Here is a 13,590-nt window from a genome sequence, read left to right on the forward strand (position 1 = left end):
TTGCGCGTACGGCGTCCTGTGGCAGAATCCCTTCCAGGTCACGAGTGACAGCGCAAAGGCCCCGGCTCGCTGTCCGGCAACCCTCCGTCCGAGGCGGGGTGCCCCGGGTGATGACCGGGCTGTGGGCAGCGAGGCTCGCAGCAAGCCGGACAACGGGAGTTCTTTCATGCGCAAGCGAATGCGATAGGGCCTTTCGGCCCCGGTTCCGCCATACCGCGGTGCCGCAGTGCACCGGTCCCTCGTCCGCCCGCTGCCGTCCGACCGTCGCGTAGCGCCTCGCCAGGCGCGCGGCGCTGTCACGTGCCTTCCTGCTGCCAGGAGCCTGCCATGACCTTTTCCGTGACCACCCCCGTCGCCCCCTCCGATGCCGCCGCAAGCCCCGAGCCGGCCGCCGCGCCGCTGCCCGTGCTCGGCCGGGACGTGTCCGTGCCGCTGGTGACCGGCGGCGAAGTCACCTACGCCGCCCTCGACTACGCCGCCAGCGCCCCCGCGCTCCAGCGGGTGTGGGACGACGTGGCCGCGTACGCCCCCTACTACGGCAGCGTGCACCGCGGCGCCGGCTACCTCTCCCAGCTGTCCACCGAACTCTTCGAGCAGAGCCGGGCCACCGTCGCCGGCTTCCTCGGCTGTCGACCCACCGACGAGGTCGTCTTCACCCGGTCCACCACCGACTCGCTGAACCTGCTGGCCGCGGCCCTGCCGGCCGGTACCCAGGTCTTCGTCTTCGAGACCGAGCACCACGCGGCGCTGCTGCCCTGGCAGCGGGCGCGGGACGCCCAGGTCACCTTCCTGCCCGCGCCGCACACCCCGGAGCAGGCGGTCGCCGCCCTCGACGTGGCACTGCACGGGGCGCCCAAGGGGCCCAAGCTGGTGTGCGTCACCGGAGCGTCCAACGTCACCGGCGAGCTGTGGCCGGTACGCCGGCTGGCCGCCGCCGCGCACCGGCACGGTGCCCGCATCGTGCTGGACGCCGCACAGCTCGCCCCGCACCGCCCGGTGGACATCGCGGAACTCGACGTCGACTGGGTCGCCTTCTCCGGCCACAAGCTCTACGCGCCCTTCGGTGCCGGGGTGCTCGCCGGGCGGGCGGACTGGCTGCGCGACGCCGAGCCCTACCTCGCGGGCGGCGGCGCCACCCGCTCGGTGGTCCGGCGCCCCGACGGGCAGGTCGACGCCGAGTGGCAGCAGGGGGCCGCCGCCAGGCACGAGGCCGGATCGCCCAACGTCATCGGGGCGTACGCCGTCGCGGCGGCCTGCAAGGCACTGACCGAGGCCGGGTTCGACCGGCTGGTCGAGCACGAGGAGCGGCTGCTCGCCCTGCTGCGGGACGGGCTCGCCGCGATCCCCGAGGTGCGGGTGCTATCGCTTTTCGGCGCGGACGCCGACCGGGTCGGCGTGCTGAGCTTCGTCGTCCAGGGCTGGAACAGCTCGCACCTCGCCGCGGCGCTCTCCGCGGAATACGGCATCGGGGTGCGGGACGGACTCTTCTGCGCCCACCCGCTGGTGCGGCACCTGCTCGGCGGTGAACCCGAGGACCCCGGGGCCTGCGGCTCCCCCGAGGAGCTGTCCTTCAACGCGGTCCGGGTCAGCTTCGGCGTCGGCACCCCGCCCGAGCACGTCCTGCGCTTCGTCCGCGCCCTCGGCACACTCGTCCGTGAGGGCGCCTCATGGACCTACCACACGGAAAACGGCCGCTGCGTGCCCTCCCCTTCCGCCTAGGACCCGGGACGCACGCGTCCCCCGGCGCCCCCCTGCCGCGGGCTGGGGGCGGATGCCGCGGACGTCGCCATACAGGGGCGCGGGGAACGGCGCGGGCAACCGACCACCGGCCGGTCGGTCCGGATCAGACCGATCAGCCCCCTCGGGCCGGTGACAACCCGCGCCCCGGTGGGGGCTGGTCGTCGTGACGCGACGGTGCGTGGGGGGCGCCCGCGCAGGTCAACGCCCCCGGGGGGAGTGGCTAGGAGTCGAGCCCGATCGCGAACGCGGCCTCCAGGTCATGCTGCGAATACGTGCGGAACGCGACATGCGTGTCGGTGACCTGCACCCCGGGGATCTTGCTGATCCGCCCCGGGATGATGTCCGCCAGGTCGTCATGCCGGGCCACCCGCACCAGCGCGATCAGATCGTACGTACCGGTCACCGAGTACACCTCACTGACGCTGTCCAGCGCGGCGATCTCCTCGGCGATCTCGGGGATCCGATCCACGGTGGTCTTGATGAGCACGATCGCGGTGATCACGACTGAACGTCTCCTTGGGTGGTCCCGGCAACGACGCCCAGCTTAGACCGGGGCCGGTGGCAGGCCCACGCCCAGCAGAAGCCGAAGGCGAAGCCCACCACGTGGGCCAGGTAGGCCACCCCGGGGCCGCCCGCCGCGGTCTGTGCCGCGAACCACTGCAGGACGAACCAGAAGCCGAGCACCATCCAGGCCGGGAAGCGCAGCGGGACGAAGAAGAGGAAGGGGAAGAGGCTGGTCACCCGGGCCTTGGGATAGAGGTAGAGGTAGGCGCCGAGTGCCCCGGAGATCGCTCCCGACGCCCCGACCAGGCTCTGCGTGTCGTCGGCGTGGGCGAGGGCGAAGCCGTAGGTGGCCAGGCAGCCCGCTGCCAGGTAGAAGAGCGCGAAGCGCAGCCGGCCCATGCGGTTCTCGACGTTGTCGCCGAAGACGTAGAGGAAGAGCATGTTGCCGATCAGGTGCAGCCAACTGCCGTGCAGGAACATCGAGGTGAAGACGGACAGGAAGGGCGCCTTGGCGTAGTCGGGCGGGGCGCCGCAGCCGGCGGGCAGTCCGAGGCCGGCCGCGGGCAGCCGGCCGTGGAAGAGTTCGGCGGGGATGACGCCCCAGCGGTCGAAGTAGAGCGCCTGCTCGCAGAGCAGCCGGTGCCCGGTGCCGTAGACGGGGGTGAAGCCGGACAGCGGGCCGAGCAGGAAGACGGCGGTGCACGCGGCGATCAGCCCGTAGGTGACGACCGGCGTACGGCGGACCGGGTTCGTGTCGTACACCGGGATGACCATGCACCGATCATGACGTAGTGGTCATGACGGACATAGGCCGCCTCGCCGCAGCGCTCCGTACCTCCGAGGCCTTAGGGTGACCGGGACGCACGCTCCCCAGAGGAAGAGGTACCTGCCATGCCGGTTCCCCTGCCGACCGCGACGACGCGGTGGCGCTGCACTCTGTGCGGAAACCTGACCCGTTTCGACGTGACCCGCTCCTCGCGGGTGGTGGAGTACGTGCATCTGGACCTCGGCGGTGAGCCGTCGGTCGAGGAGACCGAGGTGCTGGCCGAGACCCTGGAGTCGGTGCGCTGCCGCTGGTGCAACGCGGTGGACCGGATCGAGCTGGTGGACCGCCCGGGCGCGGGGGCGGCGGATGACGGGAACAGCAGTACGGAAAGTGCCGCCGGGAGCGGTTCCGCGTCGGGCTGAGCCGCCGGCGGGGACAATGGAAGCAGCAGGGCGGCGGGCCGGAGGATCGAAGGGGGCCGGGAGGACGCCGAGGAACCGGACGGGAGTGACTGGTGGACGGTATCGGCGGTTTTCCGCATGCCGGGGCGAGCGGTGCCGCGGCGGAGTCCGCCGGACCGCCCGTACCGGCCGGGTCCGCCGACCCCGGCGCCCCGGCTGACCTGGGCGAAACCGCCGAGCAGGCCGGTGGCGCCGAGCCCGCGCTCGACCGGCCGCTGCCCGAGGGGGTACGCCACCGGGTGGTCGCCATCGCCGCGGAGGCCTTCGGCGGCTTCACGTACCAGGAACTGCCGGTCTCGCTGCGCCCCTACGCCCGATTCACGCCCAGCCGGCGGGTGAAGTACGCAGGGACGGCGCTGGCCGCCGCCCTTGAGCACGACCCCGCTTTCCGGAAGAAGGTCGCCGGCCGGCTGCGAGAGTCGCAGGCCGAGCTGGCGGGGGCGCTGGAGGGCGGCACCCCGCCGCCGGCCGCCGACCCGCTGGACGTGGCGGCCGCCGCGTACCTGCTGCGCCCGGCGGGCTGGGCGAAGCTGGTGGCGACCGCGGGCGAGGAGGCCCAGCGGGCGGACGCCGAGCGGGCCGACGAGGAGGCACTGCGCGAACTGGCCTCCCTGCGTGCCGAGGTCGAGGCGCTGCACGAGCACGGCAGGGCGGACGCGGTCAGGGCGAGGGCCGAGATCGAGGCGGTCCGCAAGGAGGGCGACGCGCTGCACCGCAAGCTGCGCAGCGCACTGAGCGACGTCAAGCGGGCCGAGGCCGCTCAGCGCAGACTGCAGGCGGAGGTGGACGAGTTGCGGTCCGCCGCCGCGCATGACAAGGCGGCGGCCGACAGCGAGGCGCGGCGGCTGCGTACCCGGCTCGCGGAAGCCGAGGCGGTCATCGAGACCGGCCGCAAGGCCGCCCGCGAGGGGCGCAGCATCGAGGACGTACGGCTGCGGCTGCTGCTGGACACGGTGCTCGACGCGGCCTCGGGGCTGCGCCGCGAACTCGCCCTGCCGCCGCGGGACACCATGGCGGTGCGCCCCGCGGACACCGTCGACGCGGTGGCGCCCGGTGCCTTCAGCGCCCGGGACATCGCCACCCGCGCCCTGTCGGAGACCGACCCCGCGCTGCTCGACCAGATGCTCGCGCTGCCGCAGGCCCATCTGGTGGTCGACGGCTACAACGTCACCAAGACCGGTTACCCCTCGCTGCCGTTGGAGAAGCAGCGGCTGCGGCTGCTCGGCGGTCTCGCGGCGCTCGCCGCGCAGAGCGGGGCCGAGGTGACCTGCGTCTTCGACGGCGCAGACCTGGACATGCCGGTGCTGCTGGCGCCGCCGCGCGGGGTGCGGGTGCTGTTCAGCAAGGCCGGTGAGACCGCTGACGAGTTGATCAGGCGGCTGGTGCGGGCGGAGCCGCCAGGGCGGCAGATCGTGGTGGTCTCCGCGGACCGCGAGGTCGCCGACGGGGTCGCCAAGGCCGGTGCCCGCCCGGTCGCCTCGACGCTGCTGCTGCGCCGGCTCGCACGGGTCTGAGCCCGCTCCCGGCCCGCTTGCGACCGGCCCCTCGGACCGCCTCGCCGGTCGTGCGCGACGGCCGGACCGTCCATCACCGCATGGCCTCTTCCGCTGTTCGAACCCGCGGGAGTGTTCACTAGCGCACCAGTGTGCACGCAGTGTCGATCGGTCATCGCTGTCCGTATGAGATCTGTAAAGAAAACGCGAACCGGTCGAGATTTTGCCTTCAGGGATTTGAACCGATCACAGAAGGGTCACTAGGGTCAGACCTCGAACCTCCGCGCAGTCGATCATCCAATCCGGATGGCGCGTCGGGGGCCGCCCGCCAGTGGTCAACCGGTAGGCGGCTGAAGGAAGAAGGAGCTCGCCTTCGTGGCGTCCCACCGTCGTCCCAAGCCGGCAAGCCGCACGCGCGTGACCGTGCTCACCGCGACCGCCGCAGCCGCGGTAGCGCTCTCCGCCCAGGCGGCCAACGCCGCCCCCGCCAAGCCCAGCAAGCCCACCTCGGTCAAGGACGCCAAGGCCCAGGTGGACGCGCTCTACACGCAGGCGGAGCAGGCCACCGAGAAGTACGACGCGGCCAACGAGAAGCTGAAGTCGCTCCAGACCGAAGCGGGCACCCTCCAGGACCAGGTGGCGCGGCAGCAGGCGCACCTGAACACCCTGCGGGACAGCCTGGGGAGCATCGCGGCCTCCCAGTACAGGACCGGCGGAATCGACCCGTCGCTCCAGCTGTTCCTGTCGTCCAACCCGGACACCTACCTGGACCAGGCCTCCGCGCTCGACCAGGTCAGCTCGATCCAGAGCAGCGCGCTCCAGCAACTCCAGGACGCCAAGCGCACCCTGGACCAGGAGCGCGCCCAGGCCACCGCGAAGCTCACCGAACTCGAATCCACCAGGACCGAGTTGGGCAACCGCAAGACCGAGGCCAAGAACAAGCTCTCCCAGGCGCAGGCGATCCTGAACTCGCTCACCGCCGCGCAGCGCGCCCAGATATCCCAGGACGACGCCCGCGCCAACCGCTCCACCGGGCGAGCCCCGCTCGGCGGCAAGGCCGCAAGCGGACGTGCCGCCGCGGCCTACGCGTACGCGCAGAGCAAGAAGGGCAAGTCGTACGTCTACGGCGCCTCGGGCCCCAACACCTTCGACTGCTCCGGGCTCACCTCCTGGGCCTACCGCCAGGCCGGGGTCACCATCCCCAGGACCGCGGCCGAGCAGGCCAACGCCGGCACCCGGATCTACTCGCAGTCGCAGCTCGCGGTCGGCGACCTGGTCATCTTCTACGGCGACCACCACCATGTGGGCCTGTACGCGGGCGACGGCATGGTGCTGCACGCCCCGAAGCCCGGCACCGTGGTCCGCTACGAGGCGATCAGCGACATGCCCTTCCAGTTCGGCGTCCGCATCTGACCTCCGGCAACCCTCCGCCGCTACGGCGTTCGGGTGGTGCCGCGGGCTCCCGGCTGCCGCTGCCGGCCGTGTGACCTGCGGCTGAGTGCCGACCGGTCAAGCGTACGGATCGCGGCGACTTTGTACTGACAGTGTCCGGCTGGCTACTGTCGGCTGCTGTGGCATCCCATCGACGTGCACCGCAGCCGGGCCTGGCCGTCCGCACCACCCGGGTCACCGTGCTGTCCGCGGCGGCCGCGGCCACCGCCGCGCTGTCCGGCGGCACCGCCCAGATCGCGGTGGCCGACCAGCCGGGCACCGCGGGCCAGGACACCGCGAGCCGGCTCGACCGGCTCTACCAGCAGGCCGAGCAGGCCACCGAGAAGTACGACGCCGTCCAGGAGCGCACCAAGCGGCTGCGCGCCGACCTCGCCACCCTCCAGGACCGGGCCGCCCAGGGCCAGCAGCGCGTCAACGAACTGCGCGACGGACTCGGCTCGCTGGCCGCGGAGCAGTACCGCGGCGGCGCCCTCGACCCCTCGCTCGCCCTCCTGCTCTCCGACGACCCAGAGAGCTCCCTCGACCGGGCCGCCACCCTGGACCGGTTCGGCGCGCTCCAGGCCGGGCAGCTGCGCGAACTCCAGGACGCCGAGAGGGCGCTGCGCGGGCAGCGCGACGAGGCGGCGGGCAAGCTCGCCGAGCTGAACCAGACCAGCGCCGAGCTGCGGCGGCGCAAGGCCTCCGTACAGCAGGCGCTCGCCGCCGCCCAGCAGGTGCTGCACACCCTGCCGCCCGCCGAGCAGGCCCGCTTCGCCCCCGGCATGGGCGACCGCGCCTCCCGCGACCGCCTCGTGATCCCCGACCTCGCCGACCTCCCCGCGCTGCCCGCCGCCTCGGGCCGCGCCGCCCTCGCGGTCGCGGCCGCCCGCCAGGCCCTCGGTTCGCCGTATGTGTGGGGCGCCACGGGGCCGAACTCCTTCGACTGCTCCGGCCTGATGCAGTACGCCTACGGCCGGGCGGGGGTCGCGCTGCCGCGTACGTCCCAGGAGCAGATGAAGGCCGGCGAGCGGGTACCGCTGGACCAGGCCCGCCCGGGCGACCTGGTGATCTACCGCGGCGACGCCAGCCATGTCGCCATGTACGTCGGCGGCGGCCGCGTCATCCACGCCCCCTACCCGGGCGCCCGGGTCCGCTACGACCCGGTGGGCATGATGCCGATCACGGCGGTCACCCGGCCGTAGCGCCGCGGGTGCGGATCACCCGCCGACGCCTGCCGGGCGCGGGGCCGTACGATCGGCCCCATGACCGCGGTGCACCCACGACGCCCGACGGCAGGCGTCGTGCCCGCCCTCGCCGCCCTGATCGGGCTGCTCGTCGTGCTGACCGGCTGCGGGGGAGCGCCGCACAAGCCCGCGCCCGCCACCGCCGACCCCGCGGTGCAGCACCTGCTCGACACGCACGCGGCGGCGGTGCGCGGGCACGACGAGCAGGCCTTCCTCGCCGGGATCGACCCGCGCTCCACCCGCTTCCTGGCCGCCCAGCGCCGGATGTTCGGCAACCTCGCGCAGGTGCCGCTCGCCGACTGGTCCTACCGGCTGGTCCGCACCGACGCCTTCCCGCTGCCACCAGAGGCCGCCGCCGACGGCACCCGCAGGACCGCCGCCGAGGTCCAGCTGCGCTACCGGCTCAGCGGCTACGACGCGCAGCCGGTGGTCTCCACGTCCTATCTGACCCTCACCCGGCGCGCCGGGCACTGGTATCTCGCCGCCGACGACGACGGGGCCTCCGCGGGCCGGCGCAGCGCCGTACAGCTGTGGGACCAGGGCAAGGTCACCGTGGTGCGCGGGACGCACAGCCTGGTGCTCGGCCTCGGCGACACCGCGACGCTGCGCGGCTACGCGGCCGACGCCGACCAGGCGGTGCCGCAGGTGCAGCACGCCTGGGGCCGGGCCGGCTGGCCCGGCACCGTCGTCATCGAGGCGCCGCGGACCCTCGACCAGCTCGGCGCGCTGCTCGCCGCGAACCCCGCCGACTACCAGGGCATCGCCGCCGTCACCACCGGGGAGCTGGGCGGCAGTGCGCAAGCCCCGGCGGACCGGGTGATCGTCAACCCGGCGGCCTTCGGTGAACTGTCGCCCTTCGGGCGGCAGGTGGTGCTCACCCACGAGACCACGCACGTCGCCACCAGGCTCGCCACCACCACGCACACCCCGCTGTGGCTCTCCGAAGGCTTCGCCGACTGGGTCGCCTACCGCGACTCCGGCCGCACCGCCCCCGAGATCGCCCCGGAGCTGGCCAAGGACGTCCGGGCGGGCGACATCCCCGCGGCCCTCCCCACGGCGGCGGACTTCCGGCCCACCTCCAGCGGTCTCGCGCAGGCATACGAAGGCGGCTGGCTCGCCGGCCGGATGGTCGCCGACCAGTGGTCGCCCGACCGGCTGACCGCCCTCTACCGCGCCGCCGGCACCGATGCGAGCCTGGACTCGGTGCTCCGCGGGCAACTGCACCTGTCGTCCGCCGCCTTCACCGCGCGCTGGCGCACCTACGTACGGCAGGAGCTGGGATGACAGGGCGGCCGGACGGCGAGCGGGACGGCGAAGGCGAAGGCGAAGGCGACTTCACCGCGGAGCAGATCGCCAGGGCGCGGGCGCTGCGGCAGGGCGTCTGGCCGGTCGCACTCGCCGGCCGGGCCGCGGGACTCGCGCTGCTGCTCGCCCTCGGCCTGACGCCCGCGGGCGCCGGCCTCGTCGGGGCCTTCGGCGGTGCGTGGGCCGCGCGGGTCGCCGGCGCCGCCGTCACCCTGGTGCTGCTGCCGCAGCTGCTGTCGCTGCCCTTCGGGGCCCGCGCCCGGGTCGTGCGGGCCCGCTTCGGCCTGGTGACCCAGGGCTGGGGCGGCTGGGCGGTGGACGTGCTGCGCGGCCTGCTGATCTCGCTGCCGCTGGTCGGCGGCGCCCTCTTCGCGGTCTACGCCCTGGCCGGTGCCACCCGCTGGTGGTGGGCGTGGTCCGCGCTCGGCGCCGCGGCCGTCACGGTCGCGCTGTCCTGGGCCGCGCCGGTGGTCTTCGAGCCGCTCTTCAACCGCTTCACGCCGATGGCCGCGGGCCCGCTGCGCGACGCCGTGCTCGCCCTGGCCGCGCGCGACGGTGTGAGGGTGAGGGACGTCCTGGTGGCCGACGCGTCGCGGCGCACCACGGCGCTGAACGCCTACGTCTCCGGCTTCGGCAGGACCCGGCGGATCGTCGTCCACGACACGCTGCTGAGCACGGCGGAGCCGAGGGAGGTGGAGTTGGTGGTCGCCCACGAACTCGGCCACGTCGTGCACCGCGACGTGGCGCGCGGCACCGCGCTCGGGGCGGTGGGCGCCGCGGCCGGGGTGTGCGTGCTGGCCGCGGTCGTCAGCCGGCCGGCGCTGCTCGACCTGGCGGGCGCCGACGGCTTCGCGGACCCGCGTTCGGCGTGGCTGCTCGCCGCGGTCGCCGCGGTGGGCTCCGCGCTGGCCGGCCCGGTCGGCTGCGCGGTCAGCAGGCGCGTCGAGGTCCGTGCCGACCGGCATGCGCTGCGCGTCACGGCGGATCCGGCGCAGTTCATCGCCATGCAGCGGCGGCTCACCGTGGCGAACGTCGGCGAGCCGACCCCGCCCCGTGCCCTCCACCTCCTCTTCGGCACCCACCCGACACCGTCCGCCCGCATCGCCCTCGCCAGGGCCGAGGTCCCGGCGCCCGCGCCCGAGTGACCGCCCGGGGGGCCGCGGGCAGGGTCAGGCCCGCGGGGAACCGCGGGTCAGGCTCCGGGCGCTCGGCACCTCCGGCGGTGCGGCAGGCGGCAGGGGGCGGGCCGCACGCCAGAGGCGGCGGGAGGCGATGAGCGTGGCGGAGGCCAGCAGGGCGTTGCGGGCGAGGATCAGGGCGACGCCCGGCAGGTCGCTGCGGACCACGTGCGGGAAGAACACCGGGAATTCCAGCGTCGTCAGCAGCACCGCGGGGATCAGCAGGAGGACCGGCAGCCGCATCACGCTCTCCCGCAGGGTGACGCAGACCGCGCCCACGCCGACCAGCCACACCAGGTACTGCGGGCTGATCACCCGGCTCGTGGTGGTGAACGCCAGGACGGCGGCGAATCCGGCGTCGTACGGTGTCGCCGCCGTGAAGACCCGCGCCCGCAGCCGCCAGAGCAGCAGCCAGCACAATGCCAGCACGCTGAGCGCGAGCGCCGCGTCGCCGACCAGCCGCACGTGCGGGCCGAGGAATTCGATCGAGCCGTAGCGGAGCACGGTGCGGCCGTGCCAGCCGGCGTGCCTTGCCAGGTGCAGGACCAGGCCGCCGAGCGACTCGATCTCGGTTCCGCGGTCGCGCTGTGCGACAAGGAAGGAGAAGGCGCCCCGCATCGTGGCGTAGCAGAGCAGGCAGACGAAGCCGGCCGTTGCGGCGGCAGACGTCCAGGCGCGGCGGGTGGCGCGTCCCGGCGCGGTGCCGAGCAGCAGCAGGATCGGCCACACCTTGACGAGCGCCCCGGCCCCGGCCAGCAGGCCGCCGAGCGCGGGGCGCCGCCGCAGCGCGAGCAGCGCGGCGACGCCGAACGCGGTGGCCGTCACGTCGTAGCGCGCGTAGACGATCGGCCCGAGCAGCGCGATGCCCGCGACCCACACCCACGCCCCGTCGAGCCGCCAGGACCTGCGGTGTGCGTCGCGCAGCAGTGCGGCGAAGACCGCGGCGTCGGCGAGGAAGGCCAGCCAGAAGAAGGCCGCGGTGTAGCCGAGATGCGGCACCGCGCCCGGCGCAACCAGCACGGCCGCGGCCCCCGGCGGATACTGCCAGGTCACGTCATGCGCGGGGAATGCCCCGTGCAGCAGCGTCGGATACCAGTCCCGGTAGACCACGGCCACGTCGTAGACCACGGACTGGCCGGGGAAGTCGGCCAGCTCGAAGACGAACAGCAGCAGCGCGGCACGGCTGAGCACCCAGCAGACGACCACCGGCACCGGACCGCTGATGTGCGGATATCTCACGTCATGCATCTTGCGGCCCGTGACCGCCGGCCACCGGGAGGGACGCGCGCGGCGGCCCGCGGCGCCGGAGTAATCTCGGCGGGGATGGAAAAGACCTTGATCGTCACCAATGACTTCCCGCCGCGCCAGGGCGGTATCCAGTCCTTCGTGCACAGCATGGCGCGACGTCTCGACCCCGAGCGGGTCGTCGTCTACGCCTCGACGTGGAAGGACGGCACCGAGGTGGCGTCCTTCGACGCCGAGCAGCCCTTCCCGGTGGTCAGGGACCGGACGAAGATGCTGCTGCCGACGCCCAGGGTCACCCGCACCGCGGTGGGGCTGCTGCGGCAGCACGGCTGCTCGTCGGTGTGGTTCGGGGCGGCGGCGCCGCTGGCCCTGATGGCCCCGGCGCTGCGCAAGGCGGGGGCGTCGCGCATCGTCGGCACCACCCACGGCCATGAGGCGGCCTGGGCGCAGCTGCCGGCGAGCCGCGGGCTGCTGCGCAGGATCGGCGAGGGCACCGACACCCTCACCTACCTGGGGGACTACACGCGTTCCCGTATCGCCTCCGCGCTGACCGAGCGGGCCGCCGAGCGGATGGTGCGGCTGCCGCCGGGGGTCGACGAGAAGACCTTCCACCCCGGTTCTGGCGGCGCGGTCGTCAGGGCCCGGCTGGGGCTCGCCGACCGGCCGGTCGTGGTGTGCGTGTCGCGGCTGGTGCCGCGCAAGGGCCAGGACACGCTGATCCTGGCGATGCCGCGGATCCTGCGCGAGAAGCCGGACACCGCGCTGCTGATCGTCGGCGGCGGCCCGTACCGCAGCGAGCTCGAGGCGCTCGCCGAGCGCACCGGTGTCGCGGGCGCCGTCCGTTTCACCGGGCCGGTTCCCGAGGGGGAACTGGCCGCCCACTTCGGCGCGGGCGACGTCTTCGCGATGCCGTGCAGGACCCGCCGCGGCGGCCTGGATGTCGAGGGCCTCGGCATCGTCTACCTGGAGGCCTCGGCCACCGGTCTGCCGGTCGTCGCGGGTGACTCGGGCGGCGCCCCCGACGCGGTCCTCGACGGCGAGACCGGCTGGGTCGTACGCGGCGGGTCTCCCGAGCAGTCCGCCGAGCGCATCCTCACCCTGCTGCGCGACCCCGACCTGCGCCGCCGGATGGGCGAGCGGGGGCGGGCCTGGGTGGAGGAGTCCTGGCGCTGGGACCTGCTGGCCCAGCGGCTGCGCGACCTGCTCTGAGGCGCGACCTGTCCTGAGGCGCGACCTGTCCTGAGGCCCGACCTGCTCTGAGGCGCGACCTGCTCTGAGGCCCGATCCGTCCTGAGGTGCGGGCGTCGCGGGGCGCGGGCGCGCGGTCCTGCGCAGGACTCTGGGTGCGGTCGTACGGGCACGGGCCGCGGACGCCTCCGACAGCGGTCCGCCGCAGGACCTGAGCGATCGGGCGCCCGGTCGTCGCCGGCCCGGGTCCCCGCCGCCGGGACGTCGGCAGCGGGGAGACCGGGGTCAGGCCTTGGGGATGCGCAGGGCGGCGAGCACCGGCAGATGGTCGGTGGCCGCGTGCAGGTCGGCGTCGTCGACGCCGGGGACCGAGCGCGGCACCCCGCAGCCCAGCACCTCGACCGGCCCGGTCGCGAAGACCGCGTCGATCCGCTGGAAGGGTGCCCGCACATTGGTGACCTCGCCGCCCCAGGGGGCGACCGCGAAGCCGTCCTGGAGGCGGGCGGCGATCCGGGCGAAGCCGGGGCGGTCGGGCGGCTCGTTGAAGTCGCCGCCGACCACCACGTGGGGTTCGCCCATCGCGGCCACCCGGTCCAGCAGCAGCCCGGCCTGGTCGTAGCGCTCGGCCGGGCTGAGGCTGAGATGGGTGCTGATCACGCCGAGCCGGGCGCCACCGATCCGGAGTACGGCGGTGGCGAACCCTCGCTGGTGCAGCGGCGGGTGGTGCGGCAGCAGCACGTCCTCGGTGTGCTCGACATGTGCCCGCAGCGAGGACAGGATCATCGGCCCCGCCGCGGTGGCGCCGCCGGTCACGTGCACGAGACCGGTGGCGTGGGCGAGGCGGGCCGCGGCCTTACGCCATCGGAAGAACCGCGGGGCCTCTTGGACCAGGACGAGATCGGGGGCGCAGGCTCGGATCACCCGGGCCAGCGCCGCCGTGTCGTCCCGCATCGAGCGGATGTTGTAGCTGAGCACGCGGACGACCGCCGAGGCCGGCTCGGTGGTGGAACCCGGCAGATCCTCCACGGTCATCGG

At 74.1% G+C, this 13,590-nt stretch carries 12 protein-coding genes and 1 riboswitch; of the genes, 8 read left to right on the plus strand and 4 right to left on the minus strand.

All coding sequences use genetic code 11. The features are described 5' to 3' along the window. Positions 1-36: 36 nt before the first annotated feature. A riboswitch (SAM riboswitch) is annotated at positions 37-153 on the plus strand. Between the two features lie 174 nt (positions 154-327). Continuing rightward, entirely contained in the window at positions 328-1,719 is a 1,392-nt protein-coding gene (locus ACGFMP_RS08690; RefSeq protein ID WP_393671175.1) for an aminotransferase class V-fold PLP-dependent enzyme, read from the plus strand. Positions 1,720-1,960: 241 nt separating this feature from the next. On the opposite strand, the gene ACGFMP_RS08695 is transcribed toward ACGFMP_RS08690, so the two are convergent. Then, entirely contained in the window at positions 1,961-2,242 is a 282-nt protein-coding gene (locus tag ACGFMP_RS08695) for an Lrp/AsnC family transcriptional regulator (RefSeq protein WP_393671177.1), read from the minus strand. Continuing rightward, a complete protein-coding gene (locus ACGFMP_RS08700) occupies positions 2,239-3,018 on the minus strand; it encodes a rhomboid family intramembrane serine protease (protein WP_393671178.1) in 780 nt (259 codons plus the stop codon). Before ACGFMP_RS08700 ends, ACGFMP_RS08695 begins: the two co-directional genes overlap by 4 nt. Before the next feature lie 117 nt (positions 3,019-3,135). On the opposite strand from ACGFMP_RS08700, the gene ACGFMP_RS08705 reads away from it, so the two are divergent. The 6 genes from ACGFMP_RS08705 (at position 3,136) to ACGFMP_RS08730 (ending at position 10,089) form a co-directional block, all read left to right on the plus strand. Further along, entirely contained in the window at positions 3,136-3,432 is a 297-nt protein-coding gene (locus ACGFMP_RS08705; protein WP_393671179.1) for a hypothetical protein, read from the plus strand. Between the two features lie 200 nt (positions 3,433-3,632). Further along, a complete protein-coding gene (locus ACGFMP_RS08710) occupies positions 3,633-4,985 on the plus strand; it encodes an NYN domain-containing protein (RefSeq protein ID WP_393671381.1) in 1,353 nt (450 codons plus the stop codon). 354 nt (positions 4,986-5,339) lie between these two features. Further along, the gene (locus ACGFMP_RS08715) at positions 5,340-6,377 is read left to right on the plus strand and encodes an NlpC/P60 family protein (protein WP_393671180.1); all 1,038 of its coding nucleotides are present in this window, start codon (positions 5,340-5,342) and stop codon (positions 6,375-6,377) included. Positions 6,378-6,535: 158 nt separating this feature from the next. Beyond that, entirely contained in the window at positions 6,536-7,597 is a 1,062-nt protein-coding gene (locus ACGFMP_RS08720; protein WP_393671182.1) for an NlpC/P60 family protein, read from the plus strand. A gap of 60 nt (positions 7,598-7,657) precedes the next feature. Further along, on the plus strand, positions 7,658-8,923 hold the full coding sequence (locus ACGFMP_RS08725; protein WP_393671183.1) for a hypothetical protein: 1,266 nt from the start codon (positions 7,658-7,660) through the stop codon (positions 8,921-8,923). Further along, entirely contained in the window at positions 8,920-10,089 is a 1,170-nt protein-coding gene (locus ACGFMP_RS08730; RefSeq protein ID WP_393671185.1) for a M48 family metalloprotease, read from the plus strand. Before ACGFMP_RS08725 ends, ACGFMP_RS08730 begins: the two co-directional genes overlap by 4 nt. 24 nt (positions 10,090-10,113) lie before the next feature. On the opposite strand, the gene ACGFMP_RS08735 is transcribed toward ACGFMP_RS08730, so the two are convergent. Continuing rightward, positions 10,114-11,370: a glycosyltransferase family 87 protein gene (locus ACGFMP_RS08735; protein WP_393671186.1), complete on the minus strand. Its 1,257-nt coding sequence runs from the start codon at positions 11,368-11,370 to the stop codon at positions 10,114-10,116. A 75-nt stretch (positions 11,371-11,445) separates the two neighbouring features. Between ACGFMP_RS08735 and ACGFMP_RS08740 the strand changes: the two genes are divergently transcribed. Continuing rightward, the gene (locus ACGFMP_RS08740) at positions 11,446-12,576 is read left to right on the plus strand and encodes a glycosyltransferase family 4 protein (RefSeq protein WP_393671188.1); all 1,131 of its coding nucleotides are present in this window, start codon (positions 11,446-11,448) and stop codon (positions 12,574-12,576) included. Positions 12,577-12,840: 264 nt separating this feature from the next. On the opposite strand, the gene ACGFMP_RS08745 is transcribed toward ACGFMP_RS08740, so the two are convergent. After that, positions 12,841-13,587 (minus strand): endonuclease/exonuclease/phosphatase family protein, encoded by a 747-nt coding sequence (locus tag ACGFMP_RS08745; RefSeq protein ID WP_393671190.1) that lies wholly within the window; start codon positions 13,585-13,587, stop codon positions 12,841-12,843. Positions 13,588-13,590: the final 3 nt, after the last annotated feature.

Origin of the sequence: Streptomyces sp. NPDC049040 (genome assembly GCF_043197715.1) — a bacterium.
Taxonomy (GTDB): Bacteria; Actinomycetota; Actinomycetes; order Streptomycetales; family Streptomycetaceae; genus Actinacidiphila.